The organism is Dysosmobacter sp. Sow4_B12 (assembly GCF_052116665.1).
Classification (GTDB): Bacteria; Bacillota; Clostridia; order Oscillospirales; family Oscillospiraceae; genus Oscillibacter.
Genome location: NZ_JBQKKR010000005.1, coordinates 74139 through 92744, shown reverse-complemented (window position 1 = coordinate 92744; position 18606 = coordinate 74139). Strand labels below are relative to the sequence as shown.

Annotated in this window: 20 protein-coding genes, 6 tRNA genes and 1 riboswitch; of the genes, 15 read left to right on the top strand and 11 right to left on the bottom strand. The window is 57.2% G+C overall.

Going from position 1 to position 18606, the window contains the following annotated elements; genetic code table 11:
• Positions 1-65: 65 nt before the first annotated feature.
• Both ACTQ4R_RS07485 and ACTQ4R_RS07480 read right to left on the bottom strand, forming a co-directional pair.
• Positions 66-1646 carry a hypothetical protein gene (locus tag ACTQ4R_RS07485; RefSeq protein ID WP_441627347.1) on the bottom strand — a complete coding sequence of 527 codons (1581 nt, stop codon included), beginning with the start codon at positions 1644-1646 and terminating at the stop codon, positions 66-68.
• 78 nt (positions 1647-1724) lie between these two features.
• On the bottom strand, positions 1725-1952 hold the full coding sequence (locus tag ACTQ4R_RS07480) for a helix-turn-helix domain-containing protein (RefSeq protein WP_441627345.1): 228 nt from the start codon (positions 1950-1952) through the stop codon (positions 1725-1727).
• A 473-nt stretch (positions 1953-2425) separates the two neighbouring features.
• Between ACTQ4R_RS07480 and ACTQ4R_RS07475 the strand changes: the two genes are divergently transcribed.
• The 6 genes from ACTQ4R_RS07475 to ACTQ4R_RS07450 all read left to right on the top strand — a co-directional run bounded on the left by ACTQ4R_RS07475 (position 2426) and on the right by ACTQ4R_RS07450 (position 5423).
• Complete coding sequence (locus tag ACTQ4R_RS07475; protein ID WP_441627343.1) at positions 2426-3169, top strand: hypothetical protein; 744 nt, start codon at positions 2426-2428, stop codon at positions 3167-3169.
• Between the two features lie 335 nt (positions 3170-3504).
• On the top strand, positions 3505-3765 hold the full coding sequence (locus tag ACTQ4R_RS07470; RefSeq protein WP_441627341.1) for a hypothetical protein: 261 nt from the start codon (positions 3505-3507) through the stop codon (positions 3763-3765).
• Between the two features lie 5 nt (positions 3766-3770).
• Positions 3771-4100, top strand: coding sequence for a plasmid mobilization protein (locus ACTQ4R_RS07465; RefSeq protein ID WP_441627339.1), 330 nt, complete (start codon positions 3771-3773; stop codon positions 4098-4100).
• Positions 4101-4329: 229 nt separating this feature from the next.
• Positions 4330-4716: a replication initiator protein A gene (locus ACTQ4R_RS07460; RefSeq protein ID WP_441627337.1), complete on the top strand. Its 387-nt coding sequence runs from the start codon at positions 4330-4332 to the stop codon at positions 4714-4716.
• Positions 4703-5104, top strand: coding sequence for a cysteine-rich VLP protein (locus tag ACTQ4R_RS07455; RefSeq protein ID WP_441627335.1), 402 nt, complete (start codon positions 4703-4705; stop codon positions 5102-5104). The genes ACTQ4R_RS07460 and ACTQ4R_RS07455 overlap by 14 nt, the downstream gene beginning before the upstream one ends.
• A 142-nt stretch (positions 5105-5246) precedes the next feature.
• A complete protein-coding gene (locus tag ACTQ4R_RS07450) occupies positions 5247-5423 on the top strand; it encodes a hypothetical protein (protein ID WP_302661721.1) in 177 nt (58 codons plus the stop codon).
• 57 nt (positions 5424-5480) lie between these two features.
• Here ACTQ4R_RS07450 and ACTQ4R_RS07445 read toward each other — a convergent pair whose 3' ends face one another.
• The 4 genes from ACTQ4R_RS07445 to ACTQ4R_RS07430 form a co-directional block, all read right to left on the bottom strand.
• A complete protein-coding gene (locus tag ACTQ4R_RS07445) occupies positions 5481-6104 on the bottom strand; it encodes a helix-turn-helix domain-containing protein (protein WP_441627334.1) in 624 nt (207 codons plus the stop codon).
• Entirely contained in the window at positions 6005-6421 is a 417-nt protein-coding gene (locus tag ACTQ4R_RS07440) for a sigma-70 family RNA polymerase sigma factor (RefSeq protein ID WP_441627332.1), read from the bottom strand. Before ACTQ4R_RS07440 ends, ACTQ4R_RS07445 begins: the two co-directional genes overlap by 100 nt.
• 69 nt (positions 6422-6490) lie before the next feature.
• Positions 6491-7720 (bottom strand): M20 metallopeptidase family protein, encoded by a 1230-nt coding sequence (locus tag ACTQ4R_RS07435; protein WP_441627330.1) that lies wholly within the window; start codon positions 7718-7720, stop codon positions 6491-6493.
• Positions 7721-8134: 414 nt separating this feature from the next.
• Positions 8135-8225: transfer RNA gene (locus ACTQ4R_RS07430), tRNA-Ser, on the bottom strand.
• Positions 8226-8342: 117 nt separating this feature from the next.
• Here ACTQ4R_RS07430 and ACTQ4R_RS07425 point away from each other — a divergent pair.
• The 6 genes from ACTQ4R_RS07425 to ACTQ4R_RS07400 all read left to right on the top strand — a co-directional run bounded on the left by ACTQ4R_RS07425 (position 8343) and on the right by ACTQ4R_RS07400 (position 9591).
• Positions 8343-8996: a gamma-glutamyl-gamma-aminobutyrate hydrolase family protein gene (locus tag ACTQ4R_RS07425; RefSeq protein ID WP_441627328.1), complete on the top strand. Its 654-nt coding sequence runs from the start codon at positions 8343-8345 to the stop codon at positions 8994-8996.
• Between the two features lie 72 nt (positions 8997-9068).
• Positions 9069-9143: transfer RNA gene (locus ACTQ4R_RS07420), tRNA-Gly, on the top strand.
• An 8-nt stretch (positions 9144-9151) separates the two neighbouring features.
• Positions 9152-9228, top strand: a tRNA-Arg gene (locus tag ACTQ4R_RS07415).
• A gap of 46 nt (positions 9229-9274) precedes the next feature.
• Positions 9275-9351 (top strand) — tRNA-His (locus ACTQ4R_RS07410).
• Positions 9352-9400: 49 nt separating this feature from the next.
• Positions 9401-9475, top strand: a tRNA-Gln gene (locus ACTQ4R_RS07405).
• Between the two features lie 40 nt (positions 9476-9515).
• Positions 9516-9591, top strand: a tRNA-Lys gene (locus tag ACTQ4R_RS07400).
• 393 nt (positions 9592-9984) lie between these two features.
• Here ACTQ4R_RS07400 and dapD read toward each other — a convergent pair.
• Genes dapD through dapA form a run of 3 tightly spaced genes read right to left on the bottom strand, consistent with a single transcriptional unit; the run spans position 9985 to position 12288 of the window.
• Complete coding sequence (dapD, locus tag ACTQ4R_RS07395; protein ID WP_441627326.1) at positions 9985-10695, bottom strand: 2,3,4,5-tetrahydropyridine-2,6-dicarboxylate N-acetyltransferase; 711 nt, start codon at positions 10693-10695, stop codon at positions 9985-9987.
• Positions 10685-11404, bottom strand: a complete 720-nt coding sequence (dapB, locus tag ACTQ4R_RS07390; RefSeq protein WP_441627324.1) for a 4-hydroxy-tetrahydrodipicolinate reductase — start codon at positions 11402-11404, stop codon at positions 10685-10687. Before dapB ends, dapD begins: the two co-directional genes overlap by 11 nt.
• Positions 11401-12288: a 4-hydroxy-tetrahydrodipicolinate synthase gene (gene dapA, locus ACTQ4R_RS07385; RefSeq protein ID WP_441627322.1), complete on the bottom strand. Its 888-nt coding sequence runs from the start codon at positions 12286-12288 to the stop codon at positions 11401-11403. Before dapA ends, dapB begins: the two co-directional genes overlap by 4 nt.
• Before the next feature lie 91 nt (positions 12289-12379).
• Positions 12380-12547: riboswitch (Lysine riboswitch) on the bottom strand.
• Positions 12548-12663: 116 nt separating this feature from the next.
• Here dapA and ACTQ4R_RS07380 point away from each other — a divergent pair.
• Together ACTQ4R_RS07380 and ACTQ4R_RS07375 are read left to right on the top strand one after the other, a co-directional pair.
• A complete protein-coding gene (locus ACTQ4R_RS07380; RefSeq protein ID WP_441627320.1) occupies positions 12664-13764 on the top strand; it encodes a M20 metallopeptidase family protein in 1101 nt (366 codons plus the stop codon).
• 107 nt (positions 13765-13871) lie between these two features.
• Positions 13872-14318: a GNAT family N-acetyltransferase gene (locus ACTQ4R_RS07375; protein WP_441627318.1), complete on the top strand. Its 447-nt coding sequence runs from the start codon at positions 13872-13874 to the stop codon at positions 14316-14318.
• Positions 14319-14390: 72 nt separating this feature from the next.
• Here the strand turns inward: ACTQ4R_RS07375 and ACTQ4R_RS07370 are convergent, their stop codons facing one another.
• Both ACTQ4R_RS07370 and ACTQ4R_RS07365 read right to left on the bottom strand, forming a co-directional pair.
• On the bottom strand, positions 14391-15527 hold the full coding sequence (locus tag ACTQ4R_RS07370; RefSeq protein ID WP_441627316.1) for a pyridoxal phosphate-dependent aminotransferase: 1137 nt from the start codon (positions 15525-15527) through the stop codon (positions 14391-14393).
• A 132-nt stretch (positions 15528-15659) separates the two neighbouring features.
• A complete protein-coding gene (locus tag ACTQ4R_RS07365) occupies positions 15660-17423 on the bottom strand; it encodes a CvpA family protein (RefSeq protein WP_441627314.1) in 1764 nt (587 codons plus the stop codon).
• A gap of 231 nt (positions 17424-17654) precedes the next feature.
• Between ACTQ4R_RS07365 and ACTQ4R_RS07360 the strand changes: the two genes are divergently transcribed.
• Positions 17655-18605: a ComEC/Rec2 family competence protein gene (locus ACTQ4R_RS07360; protein WP_441627312.1), complete on the top strand. Its 951-nt coding sequence runs from the start codon at positions 17655-17657 to the stop codon at positions 18603-18605.
• The last annotated feature ends 1 nt before the right edge of the window (position 18606 follow it).

The window sequence follows — 18606 nt, the reverse complement described above, 5'->3', positions numbered from 1 at the left end:
AATTTCAGAAAAATTTTACAATATCTCTTCTCCATTTATTTCTCACTACTCAGGCATAATCTCCATCAAATGTTATCTAGAATCTTTTGGACGGCATATGGCTTGGCATACTTGATATAAGCATCGCTCACGAAAATGGTGTTTGTAGCATGTGGTTCAACCCACATTGCCGGGTAGATAACAATCTTCTTTTTGATTCTTCGTCCAGTTGCGGTAATTTCACTATCAGCAGTGATTTCGCAGCCTGATTGCTTAAGGATATTAGTAATTCGCTTCAGCATTTCAATTTCGTCATTTACAACGATGGGCTGTTGCTTCTTGAAATCGATTTGCCAGATGACATCAAGGCCAATGACAACTTGAACGCCTAAACCGTAGGATAGTCCGTTCAACTCTATATATTTGTCAGCGGATAATTTCCGCTTATCTACAACACGGTTATTGTTGAAGATAATTAGCTCTCCATCAAATGTTGATTTGAAGCGCAATGTTTTGTCGTGCGGTAGAGTATCGGTCTCGCCAGGATCAACCTCAGCACCTGCAATATCGGTTACTGAAACTTCTGGATGCAAGCCCACCTGGTCAAGAGGCTCTTTCCAAAGGTATGTGTATTGTAAGGCTTGAGTGCGGCCAGCAGATATTAACTGCTGTCTGCCGGAACAAAACACCTCATATAGTTTTGACTGAGATGAATTGTAATCTAGCTGACGAACTGTCACAGAAGGAAATGTTTTAACTGCGGCTACATTACCTTCGATAAGCATATACATACTGTTTTGATTGTGCTTAACGATATAATTTCCTTCGACAAATAACGGCCATACCGGTTGCAATGAAACAGGGTGATCTGTCAGCCGACAATGGAAGTCGAGATAGAATCGGGCTGCATCTTCATTAAATGCAGATGCAGAAACCACATAGAGACTCCAAGTTTCCCACCCGATTCGTTTTTGCATGATTTCTTGAATTCGCACGCTGCTGAATGACTTCCTATAGATGTAGCCACGTTTTAGCAGGTAGTATTCTTTACCAATCTCAACATCGGCATCATATGAGAGTTTTTTGCCGGAAACTTTTTCAAACAATGTGCCTTCCGGATCAATGCCTTTAATCTCTGCCGGCCAGAATTCACGTAATTTATCGTTTCCATTTTGGAAACTGAGAGTGTATTTTTCAAACGGCCTTTCACCGATAGGAAGATATGTAATACTGTCGTAGTTCAGTCGTTCTTTGGTATACACATAGGGTATATCAAATGCTCCCTTTGGTTTGATTTCTATACAAAAGTCCTTGCCGAGAGAACTTATTGGAGCACGAATCAAGCCGACTTCAAAGCTGAAAGAAGATGAGGATACGTTTGTAATACGGATTGGTAAATCGTGTTCCTGAGAACCGTAAGAGATTGAATAGCCAGCTCCGAATGTGCGCTCAGGACAATCTTTGCTTTTTTCATAGGCACTGTGTTTGAAGTAGCGTATCCTAATATCACCGTCGGTAAGAATAACATACTGGCCACAGAGTTCACACATAAACAGACCACTATGAGCAGATACAGTTCCACCCGGATGCAATCTGGCGGCTTGTTCTGCTGTAATTCGCTTCCAGCCATTATCCGACCACATACAGACATGTGTTAGTGAAGCCATATGCATTCCTCCTTATGTTGTTTTCTGGATTCCTCAAATTGTTTCATTCTGGCCTTACAATTTGAGAAGGATTTCACATTATCTTTTCTCTATTTTTTCACTTTCGTCAAGCACAATCTCCATAATATCATCCACTCCGCAATCCATCGCTGCACATATCTTAGCAAGCACCTCTGTAGTGACATGGCCGCCTTTGCCCATCTTGGTGACGGAGGCCGTACTGATACCGGCTTTCGCGCAGAGATCTTTTTTCTTCATATCTTTGTCGATCAGCATTTTCCAGAGCTTTTTATAACTGACTGCCATAAGGAATCTCCTCCTGATAAACAAAATGTGCCCTGCCGTTTGGCAGAGCACTGATTCATCATGCTTGCAGCCAAGCGCAACAGCGCTTAGCAGCGTTGTAAATAATTATGACACAAGTTTCGACAAATTACAATACGAAATGATTTATCCGCATGATTTTTCAAAAATATTTTGGAAATAATCGCGTCCGTTGCCATTTCGGTAGCCCAGCTGTCTGTGCTGCTCTTGGTATCATCTCATTTCTCTGATTACAACCGAGGTTTATCAAAAATACAGGGTTTGGGAGCATCCCAAATGATAAAATGCACGCTTGGACGGAGGGGGCAGCGCATGCATTTTTCCGGTGTGTACGGACACCGGATGTGCTTGCTATTCTTCAACACTCTCTGATCCGTGTTATTCAAATTGTCCTGTTTATCGGCCGCATTCTATGATATACTGATAGCAAATCACCCGGAGGGAGGAGCCTATGCATGGCAGTCAAACGCGTTTTTGCCGGTTACTATAAACGATACGACGGCAAGCGGATCTACGTTGTCCGCGTGGTAAAAGATATCGATACCGGCGAAGCTGTTGTGATCTGCAAGGATGCCAGTTTCATCCGGGAAGGCAATGAGGAATACTACACCATTCGCCTGGAGTCCTTCTGTGAGCAGGTGAATGTGGATGGTATTCTTAGAGATAAATACATCCGTCAGACCCGACGTGAGGTCGAACCGGAAATGATCGGAGAAGTAACAGAGGACGGCTTTCCGGAACCCAAGCGCAAGCCCTTTGTGTATATCCCTTGCGAACAGGACGAACGCCATATCCGGCGCAGTAAAACGTACTATGAATACGCCAAGGACATCTGTGAAAACTACCGGATGGATCTGCGGCGGTACAAGCTGATCCGGGAGCGCAAGCAGTACATCGGTGTATCAGGCCGTGAAGCTTATCAAGCCATGTGCGAGGACCTTGCCTTTGCTCAGCAATCCCTCAAAACCGTGCTCAATGATTACGCCGATCTGTTTCGGAAACGCTTTTCCGAGGGACTGTCCATCCGCAAAACGGCTGAGGTCATGCACATGAATCGCGGCGCAATCGAGCGTCGGCAGATTGCACTCTATCGGGCGTTTGCTCAGCTTTTGCAGCAGCGGGACGAGGCAGACGGCGTCTGCCGGTTGATGCAGAAAACTGAATACGATCAAAGGGACATAGAGGATTTGCTCGAATAATTGATGCAAAAAAGAAGCGTTTGTCGTAGTGGCAAGCGCTTCTTTTTTGTCCTTGTTATGACAGAACCGTGACGCGCCGCATCATTTTGTCCGTTGAATAGTGAGAGGACCTTTTGGAGCGAGAGTGCAGGAGGAGGCCTCCATCCTCAAAACTTTTTTCGGACAAAACCGGAAAATGTGTCCGTTGGTTATATAGAGGACCTTCTGTACGTCCGGAATTTTTTCAAGCCACCTGACAAACGGTCAAAAATTGTCCGTGGGATGGTGAAAGGGAAACCAATCCATCCAAACCCGCCCTTCAAACAGAGATTTTCAAAATCGAAAGGAGAACCACTATGATCACTTACTACAACCACACCCACATGACCGCTGTACCCACCCGCCTCCTGCTGGATACGAATCTCTCCGCAGAAGCCAAGCTCACTGGCGCGCTCTTGTATACCTTCGAGGACGGCGGTCTGAGTGCTCAGGAACTTGCAAATGCTCTGACCCTTCCGCCCGAAAAAGTTGCTCCGGTTTTTGCTGAACTCACCGGCAACGGCTATCTGGAAATTCTGGAAGAAAACAGTGCCTTCGGGCTGCACCTGAAGGGGTGATTCTCATGCCGGATCGCACGCGACCCATCCGCAAGGAAATCTGCCTGAATGAACAGGAGCTGAGCCTGATCCAGCACAAAATGCGCCAGCTGGGAACCCACAACTTCGGCGCATACGCCCGCAAGATGCTGATCGATGGCTACATCATCAAGGTGGACTACACCGAGCAAAAGAAGCTGGCTGCTGCCGTCAGCAGAGTCGCCTCGAACATCAACCACGTCTGCCGCCGCATCAACAGCACCGGGCGCTGCTATGAAGACGACGTTGCCGAGCTGAAAGCACGGCAAGCCGAGATCTGGGAACTGCTGAAAGTGCGGCAGAGGGATGAGCTTTGACCACAACGGGATTTTCCATGTGTGGCTTTTCCGGCACCGGTTTTCCAGGCAGTGGACAAGTTGACGCTCCGGAGGGTTCCGAAAACGGATTTCAGGACGACGGTTTTCGTGCCCTCCATCGGGGCTGAAATTCATCCTCTAACTAATTAAGAAATAAATCAAGATACAAGAGAATCAATCTATCAATCCAATCAATACACCTGATGGGATGGATGGGATAGGAGGTCAGATGAAAACTTTTTGCAAGCTCACGACGCAGAGTCCGGCGGCGTCCTATGTACCGCTGCCGAGGTTTCTTCTCCAAGACGAAGCCCTGCGGGGCATCAGCAACGATGCCAAGGTGCTCTACGCGTTGCTGCTGGACAGAGCCTGCATTTCCCGGCAGAACGGCTACGTCGAGCCGGACGGCACAATTCGGCTGTACTTCACCTTGGAACAGGCGCAAACCAAACTCCACCGCAGCCGTCAGAGCGCCACGCGGATCTTCCGGGAGCTGGAGTATAGCGGTCTGATTGTTCGGCGCAAGCAGGGCTTGGGCAAGCCCGCCCTCATCACGCTGAACTACCCAGCGGACGCAAAGCTCATCACAAAGGAGGGCGAAGATGCACAAGCTTGACCCCATCGAGCGGCTGCCAGACGGCTCGCTCTTCCGCCTGACGCCGGGACAAGTTCGCAGCGTGCGCGGTCTTACAAAGCGCTGCTGCAACTTCTTGGATGGCGACTGCCTGCTGCTGGACGGTGTCTGCCCGCAGTACATCTCCCGAAGTCTGCTTTGCCGGTGGTTTCGCCGCGCCGTGCTGCCCCAGCAGCCCAAGCTGGAACAGGCCATTCTCAGCCCGAAAAAACTCCGCCGCTGCGAAGTCTGCGGCACGGGCATCCTCGCCCGCTCCGGCAGGGCAAAATACTGCCCCGCCTGTGCCAAGGAGGTTCATCGCCAGCAGAAGGCGAAATCCGCCCGCAAACGGCGGTCCGGTGTAGACAATTCAGGGTCGAAAAGCCCTTGAATTGCAAGCCTCCCCGCACCGCCAAAGCCGCGCGGCAATACGATTTCCCTTGCACCACCGAAATTGAATTCTATTTGTCTACATAGCCGCCGGAACACACGCATAGATTGAAGCAGAAAATGCTCTGGAAAGGAGGGCAGCCATGGAAGTATTTCTGATCTTCCCGAAATCAAAGCAGGCGCAGCAGGAGCTTGGGCAGGAGCTGGCGAAGTTCCAGTCCGAGCAGGCGCTGAAAAATGTCCAGAAGCTGCCCTGTTCCACGGAGCAGAAGCTGGAACTGGTAGATGCAGCGGTAAAGCATCTGAAAGCGCAGCAATAATACATAGCAAACGAGCAGACCGGCATTCAACGCCGGTCTGCTCGTTTACTGCTATGGTTATGTCTGTTTGAAATACTTCTCCCATGTGGATTTGAAAATCTGCACGCTTCCCTGTTCCCATCGCTTGAACTTTTGCAGCGGGACACCAAGCTGCGTGGCATATGCCTTCTGCGTCAAGCCGAGCCGCTGGCGTATGGCTTTGATTTGTGCTCCCTGACCCCGCAGCAGGAACAGGTTATAGTCATCCAGCAAATCCTCCAGCGGCACTTCAAACAGCTCCGCCAGCTTCTCCATATGCTCCTTCGGATAAAAGTCCCGCCCTGCCTCTTCGTAATGGATATAGGTACTGCGGTCGATGCCCGCATAGTCCGCCGCGTCACGCTGACGAAGTCCTTTTTGATAGCGATACCACCGCAGCTTGTCCGCAATTTCCGTGATCTCGGATGCGTCCGAAAACCGCAGATTGAACTTCTCGGCATCCAAAAACTTATGTGGAAGGACGACCGGGAACTTGAGAATTTGAAGCGGCGCAACTTTTAACGTACCTGCAACATTCGCAGCCAATACATAGCTGCGGACTTTCAAGCGGCAGAACATAGACCATTTTGCCCCAAAAGGTTCATGGTTTTCCACCTCAACCGCCGTTTGTTCCGCTGCGATAGTATAGAATTTTCGATGCATCTGGCGGCGTAGGTGGCCAGCCGGGCGCCTTTTTCCGGGTTGAAGCTGGAGATGCCCTTAATGAGCCCGATGGTGCCGATGGAGATCAAGTCCTCCTGGTCGCCGTTCTGGGTGTAATACTTCTTGATGATATGGGCTACCAGGCGGAGATTTCGTTGGATGAGTATGTCCCGGGCCTCCTGGTCGCCCTGGGCATAGCGCTGAAGGTACTCCCGCTCCTCGGCGGCGGACAGGGGCTTGGGAAAGGAACCGCCTCCCGAGAGGCGCAGGGATAACAGCAGAGTGTTGGCAAACAGCAGCAGCGCGGCAGACAGCATGAACATCCCTCCGCCAAATTCTATGCGGCAGGAGGCAGTCCAAATGCGGGGCCGGACAGAGGCAAGCGATTATCCCTTGTGCTCCTCCAGCCAGCGCAGGGCCGTGTAGGCGTAGACAGCGCTGCCCACGGGCAGGACGCTTTCGTCGAACTTGACCATGGGGTGGTGCTGGGGATATTGGTAGCCCTTTTCCGGCTGTCCGCTGGCAAGGGCCAGCATGATGGAGGGCACCTCCTGGCTGACGTAGGCAAAGTCCTCGGAGCCGGCGGATTTGGAGGATTGGCCGCCGCCTCCCATGGCGTTCAGCTCCGCCACGGAAAAGGCCTTGCCGGGCGCCAACAGCTCTTTTACATACGTTTCGCAGCAGGCGGACAGGTCCTTGTCGTTGACCAGCGTGGGGCAGCCGCTGCCGAAGGTGACCTCCGCCTCCGCCCGGAAGGCGCCGGCGACGCCTTTGGCGATGTCCGTCATCCGCTGCTTGATGAAAGCCCGGGTCTCCTCGTCAAAGGTACGGATGCTGCCGCCCATGGTGACGGTGTCCGGGATGACGTTGGCGGCGGTTCCGGCGTTCATGGTGCCGATGGTCAGCACCGCCCGGTCGTCCATGGCCAGCTCTCTGGCGTGGAGCTCCTGGAGGGCGATGAGAATGTGGGCGGCAGTCGTAAGGGGGTCCACGCCGGTGTTGGGCATGGAGCCGTGGCAGCCCTTGCCCTGGACCTTGATCTCAAAATAGTCCGCGGCCGGCGCGCTGACGCCGGGAGCGGAGACGATGACCGTCCCAGCGGGGAAGGGCATCCCGGCCATCACGTGGATCATGAGAGCAGCGTCTACCTTGGGATTTTCCAAGAGACCCGCCTGGATCATGTCGTGGGAGCCTTCAAAAATTTCCTCCGCCGGCTGGAACATCAGCTTCACGGTGCCCTCGATCTCGTCCTCGTGGGCTTTCAGCAGGCGGGCCGCCCCCAGCAGCATGGCGGTGTGCAGGTCGTGGCCGCAGGCGTGCATGCGGCCATTCTGAGCGGCAAATTCCACATCGGCCTCCTCATGGATGGGAAGGCCGTCCATATCCGCCCGCAGCAAAAATACATTTCCCGGTTTTTTGCCGCCGGCCAGAGCGACGATACCGGCTCTTCCGCAGTCCGCCGGCTGGTAGCCCATGTCTGCTAGCTCCTGCTTGACGAATGTGTGGGTATCGGTCAGGTCAAAGCCGGTCTCCGGGTGCCGGTGCAGCCAGCGCCGCTCCTCCAGCACGCAGTCACGGAGCGCCTCCGCTTCTTGAAGCAGTTTTTCAGTTGTCATCTGCAAAACCTCCCAACAAAATATTAGATGGCTTGCCTGGGCAAAAGAGCAGGCAAATCAAGAAAATTATTCCCCCATAGTATAGCATGAAAACGGCAAGATTACCATGCTTTGCCTAAGAAAACGGCAGATAAAGCGTATTCAGTGCGCTTGTTTTCCGCCTGGGGCGGCAAAAGCGGATGAATGAGGAAATTGGGCGAAGTAAAAAAGCCGCTGCAAGCGATATGACGCTTGCGGCGACATGCTGGGCGGCTTCAATTTGGATATTTCCGTTTCGCCTTCGGTCCAAAACCGATCGCGAATCCCGCGGAGCGAATCGCGGTCGGAAAGGAGGAGCAAGGGAGCGGGCGGATGACGTTCTTTTGTTCCGTAGGAATAAAAGAACGTGGTCGCAAAGCAAACTTTGCGACCACGTGGCGGAGATGGAGGGATTTGAACCCCCGCGCCGCTTTCACGGCCTACCGCATTTCGAGTGCGGACCCTTCAGCCACTTGGGTACATCTCCAGCTGTATTGCGATTTGTATTATGCCATATTTTTCGCGGCCTTGCAAGTCCCGGTTGCCATTTTGCCGCAAACGGCATACAATATCCACAGTGCAGACGGCGTGGAGGAGGAACGGCATGAAAACGGTCATTCTTATTCCGGGACAGAGGACGTCCTTTGACAATTACCGCCTTGCGGTGGAGGCCGCGGGGGGCCGGGCTGTGTTCACGGAGACGGCGGAGCGGCTGCCGGCATTTGCGGGACTGCTGCTGCCCGGCGGAGGCGACGTGGAGCCCTGGCGCTACGGCAGGGAGAATACCGCTTCCTATGGGATGGACCCCCGGCGGGACGAGTTGGAATTTGCCCTTTTGGAGCGGGCGCTGGCTGCCGGCGTGCCGGTGCTGGGCATTTGCCGGGGCATGCAGGTTTTGAACGTCGCCCTGGGCGGAACCCTGCGGCAGGACCTGCCGGGCCACAGCCGGTATGAGGGGCTGGACCGGCTGCACCGGGTCCGGGGGGCTGATTCACTGTTGGCGGCATTGTACGGCACGCATGTGGTGGTGAACAGCTCGCACCACCAGGCGGTAGAGCGCCCCGGCGCGCGGCTCCGTCCGGTGCAGTGGGCGCCGGACGGCACCATTGAGGCCTTGGAGCATGAGACGCTGCCGGTGTGGGGGGTACAGTGGCACCCGGAGCGGCTGCGGGGCGGCTTTGCAAAACAGGGAGCTGCGAACGGTGATCTGCTGTTTCGCGCCTTTTTGGACAGCTGCGGGAATGCGGCAAAAAAATGAGGGAAAATGGGTTGACATTCCCCAATATATATGGTAATATATCCAAGCTGACGATTTCCACGGAGGGCATACGCAGGTGTAGCACAATGGTCAGGGCACCAGCCTTCCAAGCTGGGGATGCGAGTTCGATTCTCGTCACCTGCTCCAACATATTCGCGCCAGTAGCTCAGCTGGATAGAGCAACTGCCTTCTAAGCAGTGGGCCAGGGGTTCGAGTCCCTTCTGGCGTACCAGCTCTTCTTTGGAGCGATAGTCAGCAGCTTCCCATGTTTATATGTGGTGGGTGTAGCTCAGTTGGTTAGAGCACCGGATTGTGGTTCCGGGTGTCGTGGGTTCGAGTCCCATCTCCCACCCCAGACAAAGTAGGGGATCGGGGTCACCCCGGTCCCCTATTTCCTTCCACATTGGGGCGTCGCCAAGTGGTAAGGCAAGGGACTTTGACTCCCTCATCCGCTGGTTCGAGTCCAGCCGTCCCAGCCAGATAATCCGCGCCGGACAGCGGCGCTTCATAAAAGACCATGACCCGGTAGCTCAGTCGGCAGAGCAACTGCCTTTTAAGCAGTGGGTCCGGGGTTCGAATCCCCGCCGGGTCACCACGTCGTCGCGGACTTCGTATCGTTCGCGACGACTTTTTATATAAAAAAGTCATCGCTCATTCACTCCGTCGCTCCTCCTTTCCAAATCGCAACCGCTGCGCTGGGTTGCGATTTGGTTTTGGAAGCGGAACTGAAAGCCTGCACCTCGAAAGTGTTCACGCTTTCCACGTCGGAGCAAGCTGCATATCGCTTGCTCCGACTTTTTTCAAAAGTCAGAGCGCACTCATTCCGCTGCTCCTCCTCTCCACCCGCGAACCGCAGCGCAGCCGTTGGCGGCTTTGCCGCCTTACGGATACGGCGTGCCCCTTGCGGGTGGTTTGGATGCGGAACTTCATACAATAACCGCCTGTTCCTGCTTCATTTGAGAAACAGGAACAGGCGGTTTGGTTTCTTTTACAGCTTTCGAAGAGCATTCACCAGAGCCGTTTTGCTCTCGGTCTGCTCGTCCTTCATCTTGACGATGCGGGCGGGGCTGCCGGCCACCACGGCGTTTTCCGGCACGTCCTCAATGACCACCGCTCCAGCGGCCACCACGGCTCCCCGGCCGATGTGAATACCCTCAATGACCACCGCGTTGGCACCGATGAGCACGTTGTCCTCCACTACCACGGGGGTGGCGGAGGCGGGCTCCACCACGCCGGCCAGCACGGTGCCGGCGCCGATGTGGCAGTGGTCGCCCACGGTGGCCCGGCCGCCCAGGATGGTGCCCATGTCGATCATGGTGCCCTTGCCGATGGAGGCGCCGATGTTGATAACGGCGCCCATCATAATGACGGCACCCTCGCCGATGGTGACTTTTTCCCGAATGATGGCGCCGGGCTCAATGCGGGCAGGGATGCCCTTCAAGTCCAGCAGGGGCACGCCGGAGTTCCGGCGGTCGTTTTCCACCACGCAGTCGGTGATGCGGTCGGCGTTCGTTTCCAGAATGGGGCCCAGCTCCGCCCAATCGCCGAACACCACGTGGCTGTGTCCCTCGCCAAAGACCTGGGCGGAGCCGAAGTCCACGGGGGCGGTGGTGTTCACGTACACCTTCACGGGGGTCTTTTTTTCAGAATTTGCGATATAGTCGATGATCTCCTGTGCGTTCATATGGTCATTCTCCAAACAAGATTTTTTGCAGGTCATAAAGGCCGCTGGGCTTTCCCGGCAGCAGCCGGGCCATGTGCAGGGCGCCGTTGACAAAGATCTGGCGGCTGGCGGCCCGGTGGGTGATCTCAAACTCCTCGTCCGGGCCGAAGAAGTGGACGGTATGGGTGCCGGCCACGGTGCCGCCCCGGAGAGAGTGGATGCCGACTTCATTCGGGGCCCGCTTGCCGCAATTGCCCTCCCGGCCGTACACCGGCGTCAGCTGGTGTTGGGGGTCGATGGCATCCAGCAGGAGCTTGGCGGTGCCGCTGGGGGCGTCTGCCTTCTGGTTGTGGTGGGTCTCGGTGATCTCAATGTCGAAGTCCGGCTTCAGCACGCCGCTGACGGCCTGCAGGGCCCGGACGAATACCGCCACGCCCAGGGAGAAGTTGGCGCTCCAGAGGACGGGAGCAACGGTTCCCAGCGCCTCCAGGCGGCCCTTTTCCGCGGGGGAATAGCCGGTGGTGCCGGAGAGGAGGGGGATGCCGGTGCGGCGGATATAGGCCTCCACGGCGCCCAAAGCCTCGGGCCGGGAGAAGTCGATGACCACGTCGGCGGTGAGGGCGGGGTCCTCCAAGCGGGAGAGGTCCTCCCGGCCCAGGGCCTCCACGACCTCGTCGCCGCCTGCCAGGGCGGTCTCTTGGATGAGGCGGCCCATCTTACCCCGGCCGATCAGCAAAAACCTCACAGCAGACCAGCCTCCTCCAAAGAGGCCCGGAGGACGGCGCTGTGCTCCTCGCTCATCTCGCAAAGGGGCAGCCGCATGGGACCGACGTTCAGACCCATCATGTTCATGGCGGCCTTCACCGGGATGGGGTTCACTTCGATGAACAGGTCGTTCATCACCCGCAGATAGCGCAGGTGGTTGGCCACGGCCTGGGCCTGGTTGCCGGACAGGTAATCCGCCACGATCTGGTGGCACATGGCGGGCATGACGTTGGCGTACACGGAGATGACGCCGCTGCCGCCGATGCTCATGAGGGGCACGGTGATGTCATCATTGCCGGAATACAGGGCAAAGTCGGGGCCCACGCAGTGGGCGATCTTCATGGCGTAGGACATATCGCCGCTGGCCTCCTTGATACCCACGATGTTGGGGTGCTTGCTGAGACGCTCCACCACGGAAACGGGGATGGAGCAGCCGGTACGGCCGGGGACGTTGTACAGAAGGCAGGGGATGTGGACGGCGTCCGCCGTCTGGGCAAAATGGCGGTACATGCCCTCAGGGTTTGCCTTGTTGTAATAAGGGGCGATGAGCAGCAGGGCGTCGGCGCCCATGTCCTGGTACTGGATGCTCTTTTCGATCTGGGTGGCGGTGCAGTTGGAGCCGCTGCCTACGATGACGGGCACCCGGCCGTTCACCACCCGGATGGTGTGCTCTACCACGGAGGCGTCCTCCTCATGGCTCATGGTGGAGTATTCGCCGGTGGTGCCCAAGGTCAAAATGGCGTCGGTGCCGGCGGCGATCTGCCGCTCCAGCAGCTGCGTCAATACCTCAAAATTCACGCTTCCATCCTCACGGAAGGGGGTGATCATAGCGACGATGGAACCCTGCAGATGTTCGAACTTCATTGTTGTGTCCTCCATACTTTCAAAAATAAAAAGTCGGTAGAGACACGCCCCTACCGACAGCCTTTCATGCTTTGAAACATGGAGTGTTCTGTAAGCGGATAGCGCCCCCGCGGCATCCGCCGCGGACAGTCCCGTGGGTATTTCCCACGGACCCACCGCCCGCCTGTACCCAAGCGGACAGTTCGGCGGAATTGCCTCCTCCATGTTCCCAGCCCGACGGCTCCCATGGACTCATCGCATCCGCGCCTCTATCTCATTTTTGGCTATCATACCATCGTACTTTGACAAATGCAAGAGAAAAATGAAAAAATTCTTCCCGCGGGAAACAAGTGTGTTATAATGGCGGAAACTGACGACCCAAAGGAGGCGTGTTTCATGACTGTGGTGGACCATCGCCGTACGCTGCACACCATTCCGGAGGTGGGTGACTGCCTGCCGGAGACTGTTCAATATGTCCGCTCTGTGCTGGAGGGACTGGGAGGTGCGCTGTCCGCGCCCATTCCCGGCAGTGTCTGCGCGTTTTTTGACGCCGGACGGCCGGAGACCGTGGCGTTTCGGGCGGATATGGACGCCCTGCCGGTGACGGAGGCCACCGGCGCGCCCTATGCCTCCACCCACAGCGGCGTCATGCACGCCTGCGGTCACGACGGGCACACCGCCATGGCTTTGGCGCTGGCGGAGCACGTGGCCGCCCACCGCTCGGAGTTGCCCCGGAACGTGCTGCTGCTGTTCCAGCCGGCGGAGGAGACCTCCGGCGGCGCCCGGCGCCTTTGCGAAAGCGGCATTTTGGGAAAACATGCCGTCACCCGGGTCTTTGGCCTGCACCTATGGCCGGGCCTCCCGGCGGGGAGGGTCTATACCCGTCCCGGCCCCCTCATGGCACGGGCCAACGAGGTGACGGTCACCGTCACCGGAAAAAGCGTCCACCTCTCCCGGGCCAGCCAGGGCCGGGACGCCCTGGCGGCGGGGGCGGAGTACCTCCGCAGGGCCTACGGCATGGTGGACGCCCTGCCGCCGGAGGAGCCGAGAGCGTTTTTGTTCGGCAAGATGACCTCCGGCACCGTTCGCAACGCCGTCAGCGGAAGGACCGTGCTGGAGGGGAGCCTGCGCACCTACCGGGAGGAGACGTACCGTTTCTGCAGGGAGCAGCTGGAGACCATCGGACACGGCTTGAGCGAGGAGACCGGCTGCGGTGTGGAGGTGTACCTCAACGAGGGCTATCCGGCGGTGTGGAACCACGAGGGGCTGTACAAGACAGTCTGTGACGCTCTGGGCGATGCCGCCCCGACTCTTTTGGATGTGCCAGCCCTGGCGGCGGAGGACTTCTCCTTTTACCAGCGGGCGGTGCCGGGCGTGTTTTTCTTCCTGGGCGTGGGGAAGACGCCGGAGCTACATGCCCCGGACTTTGACTTTGACGATATGACTGTGCTGCCCAAAGGCGTGGAGTTTTTGAAAAAGCTTTTGATGCTGGAGTGAGGAGAGAAGACCCTGCGGAGAGTGGGCGCTGCCATGGCCTTTTCCCGCGCGTGGTATGACCCGACCGAATAAAGAGTGCTGTACATGGAAATTTGGAGGTGGATAGCGTGAAGATCGAGCTTGGCAGAGCGGGCGACATCGATGATTGGATGCGTCTTGTGGATCAAGTAAAAGAAAGCTTTCCCGGACTTGAGACCAAAGCGGCGCTGGAAGAACACAGGAACACGGTGTTGGAGTTTATGCGTGAGGGGTCTGCAATCTGCGCGAAAAGTGAAGATATGATCGTCGGCACACTTCTGTTTTCCCCCGAAAGGAATATGCTCTGCTTTTTGGCTGTGGATGCCACATATCGCAGACAGCATGTCGCGGAAAGGATGGTGTCCTATATGCTAACGTTCATGGACCCCCAAAAAGACGTTGTGGTTACGACGTACCGGGAGGGAGTGCCGGAGGGGATCGCAGCCAGAGCGTTTTACAAGCGTCTGGGGTTTGCCGAGGGGCAGCTGTGCGAGGAGTTTGGAAGCCCGGTCCAACAATTTGTATTGAAGCGATAAGCGCCAACTTTTCAAACAGAAAAAGAGCAGCTCCTCCCCATGACGGCGATCATGCGGAGGAGCTTTTTTCGGTTACAGGCTTTTGATAAACCGCTCCACCCGGTCCAGGCCCTCTTTCAAGTCCCCGTCGGAATAGCAGTAGGAAAGGCGCATGAAGCCCTCGGTTCCGAAATAGATGCCGGGGATGAGGCCCACCAGGTTCTCCTTCAGCATCCGGGTGCAGAAGGTGACAGAGTCCATGCCGAAGGCCCGGATGTCGATGAACATGTAGAAAGCCCCCTGGGGCTCTTCCACGGTCAATCCCATACCCCGCAGCCGCCGGTACACGTAGTCCCGCCGTTTGCGGAAAATCTCCGCCACGCCGTCGGTGGGCAGGCCCAGGGCGGTGACGCAGGCGCGCTGCACAAAGGAGGGAATGGAGGTGACGCCGTACTGGTGGAGCACCTGGATGCGGCTCATGACAGGGGCGTCCGCCATGCAGTAGCCCAGCCGCCAGCCGGTCATGGCGTAGGGTTTGGAAAAGCTCTGGACCACGATGCTCCGGTCCCGCATGTCCGCATACTCGGCGAAGCTGTGGTAATCGTCCGTATAGCAAAGAGCCCGGTACACGTCGTCGCAGATCACAAAGATGGGCTTGTCCCGCAGCACATGGTGGATGCCCTCCAGCGTCTCATGGGTATAGACGCAGCCGGTGGGATTGTTGGGGGAGGTGAGGACGATGGCCTTGGTCCTGGGGGTAATGGCCGCCGCCAGCTCCTCCGGGACGATCTGGAAGCGGCTGTGCTCCGTGGGCAGGAATACCGGCACAGCGCCGCGAAGCCGCACCAGCGCCTCGTACAGGCCGAAGGCGGGGGTGGGGATGATGACCTCATCCCCTGGGTTCAAAATGGCGGAGAAGGCCGCGGACAGGGCCTCCGTGGCGCCCACGGTGGTGACGATCTCGCCGGGGGCGTAGGAAAGACCGTGGGCCTGCGCCTCAAAGCGGGAGATGGCCTCCAGCAGATAGGGATAGCCGTTGCCGGGAGGGTAGTGGGTGTCGTTGTCATCCAGGGCGGCTTTGGCGGCCTCCTTCACGGCGCCCGGGGTGTTCAGATCCGGTTCGCCGATGGTCAGGCCGCAGGCACCGGGGGTATCCCGCACCAGATAGGTGAATTGGCGGATGCCGGAGATCTCCACTTGGGTCACGGCTTTGTTTAATGTCAGTTCCATGGGGCACGCTCCTTGCCGTCTTGAGATTTGGCAATAGTATAGGCGGATAAAAAACGGTTGTCAATGCATGGATATACAGAAAAAAATCGGCCTTTCCGAAGAAAGGCCGATTTCACTTTGCCGGGGAACCGTTTAGGCGGCGGGCTCTTCACCCTCGAACCGGAAGCCGCTGGCGGCCACAAGGCCGTTTTCCGGGAACTCGGCGCCGTCCAGAGAGTAGTCATACCAAATGTGGTCGCCCACGTCCAGCAGCACCGCCCGGGGCGTCTGGGCGGCGTTGAAGTCCAGGAAGCCGATGCCGTTTTCCAGCCGCACGTAGAAGTGGGTGTTGCCGTCGATAACGGCGGTGCGGATCTCGGCGATGATGCCGTCCTGGGTGCGGACAGAGCCGCCGGAGACACCGGCCTGCCCGGCGCCGATGAGTCCGGCGTGGGCCAGGGCCTGGCGGTAGTTGCTCTCGCAGGCGGCCACCGTCTGGCCGGTCTCCACGATCTGGTACTGCTCCACATTCACCATGGCGTACATCTTCACCAGGCCGTCATCGCCCTTCAGAGCCATGAAGTAGGTGGGCTGGTCGGCGATGTTCAGCAGCAGGGGGAAGGTGGCGGAATAGCGCATCTGCTGCACCTGGCTCTGGGCGGATTCCATGGCGGAGGTCTCCGTGGCGCCGGCGATGGAGTAGAAGTGAGTCTCCTTCGTCCGCTGGTTGGAGAGGATGAAGCCGATGTTGGACTGGTCGGAGGTGACGGAGGTGACGCCGGTGTACATATACACGTCGTCGTTGATGGCGATATAGTTCCAGCCGTCGGTGGTCAGCGTCACATCCCGCTGGCCGAACATGGAGTTGAGGAAGCCGTTGTGGTACATGCCGTAGTAGTCATACTGCTCCATGATGATGTCGGAGGAGTACACCCGGTCCACCCAGCCGGGGACCTCCTCGTAGTAGGTGCTCTCGCCGGTGATGGCGTTCACCAGGACGGCGCCCTGGATGTCCGTGCCGCCGAAGAGGCCGATGGTCTTGACGATGCGGGAGCAGACCCAGTAGGGCGTGCCCTCCTCGTCGATCTCAAACACCGGCTCGTCGAACATCATGGTGGGGTAGTGGAACCGCAGGTGGCGGTAGAGGTTCCGGCCGAAGTGCTCGGCGGTGGTGTATTTCATACCCTCCTCCAGACGGACCACATTGGCCTCCTGGGTCACCATGTCGATGATGATATAGGCCGGCAGTCCCTGGGAGCGGTTGGTGAACCACTTGATGAGGTCGCCGTAGGCCAGGGAGGTGACACGGACGGGCCGGCCCTGGTAGTTGATCTGGTTGTAGGTGGGCAGGATCTCAAACTGGGACACCATGTCGCTGAGCTCGCCCAGCTTCCGGCTGCCCAGCCGGGAGGCGGAGCTGGCGTCCAGCATGGGGATCTGGTCATAGGAGATCTCTTCGATCTCCGTGGTGAAGTCGCCGCTCTCAATAGGCAGCAGCTTGCTGTAAGCGTCCGCCCGCAGCACCACCCAGGAGGCGATGGAGCCCACGGCGATAACGGCGATCAGCGCGATGAATGCCAGGAACGGCACCGTGCACTGTTTTTTCAAAAAGCCCACGTAGCCCTTGATGCCCTCTCCCTGGAAGCCGGAGGTGATCACGGCGCACACGCAGTACACGGCGCACAGCAGGAATACAAAGACGTAAAATTCCTCGGCGTGGAGGTTGATGGCCGGCAGCTCCGCGTAAAAGTACACCAGGCCGAACACCAACGTCACCGCCAGGTTGATGAGGGTGCGGGTGAAGGCGTTGCCGATGGGCTTGCGGGGCTTGCGGGGCCGCTTGGGCGGCGTCTCACCGTTGCTGCCGAATTGAAACCCTTGAAAATCGCCGGGGTTAAACTGAAAAGAAAACGGCATGAAAAAGCTCCTTTCCGTGATGACGTAATCAAATTATCACCTATGATACAGGAAAAGTATGAACAAATCAAGTTTGCCCGAAAAAAGGCGGGAATTTCCTGGGAATGGCATTGGGCAGGGTGCCAAAAATTTGACCTAAATTTTGTAGGCCGGCAGGCGCATTTTTAGTTGCCGGGGGCAACGAAGTTGTGGTATGGTAATACCACAAAAAGATAGAAGAGGGGCCTGTGTATGCTGGTATTGGATTTCATCAACGTGGGCAACGGTGATTCCGCGCTGATCCGGGAAATGGAGGGAGAGCGGCAGGTTTTTGCCATGCTGGTGGACTGTGGCCATGACTGCCTGGTGCGGGACGACCACCCGCCGCTGGAGAACCACCGTTCCTGCCGGATCTATGCCGGTGATTTTCTGAAAAAGCAGGGTGTGACCCACTTGGATGTGCTGCTGCTGACTCACTTTCACCGGGACCACATCGGCGGGCTGGGCCGGGTGCTGGAGGCGGTGACGGTGGATGAGCTCATTGCCAGCTACATTCCGCCCCAGAACAGCTGTGACCTGGACCCGGACGGAGACAACGGTCTGCCCAAGGCCGCCCGGAACCTGCTGCGGTGCGTGGACATGTATGCCAGAGCCCTGCGGGAGCATCCGGGCCGCATCCGCACCATGACGCAGATCCCCGGCGACCACATGGAGGTCCGGCAGCTGACGCCGTCCTTAAAAATGCACATCCTCTGCGGAGAGCCGGCCCTGTATCCCCGGCAGAAGGCGGTGTACGACGCGGCCTTTGCCGGCCGGCGGGACCATTATGACCTGGTCCACTGGGGCAAGTCCATGAACGTGTCCAGCCTGCGCCAGCGGCTTTTCTACCACGGCAAGGAGATCATGCTGGGCGGCGACGCCTACGCCCACATGTGGGAGACGGAGAGCGCCACCCCCTGCGATATTTTGAAGGTCCCCCACCACGCATCCCTTTCCTCCACTACCCGAAAGCTCCTTTCCATGCTCCAGCCCAAGACCGCGGTGGTCAGCGTTGCCGCCGGCCGGCCGGATGAGCGGCCCCACCCCTACATCGTCTCCCTCATTCGGGAGTATACCCAGGACCTGCACTTCACCGACGCCGTGAATATCCCCGGCCTGGTGGAGCCGGAATACCACGAATCCGTCCACCTGGAAGTGGAATGAA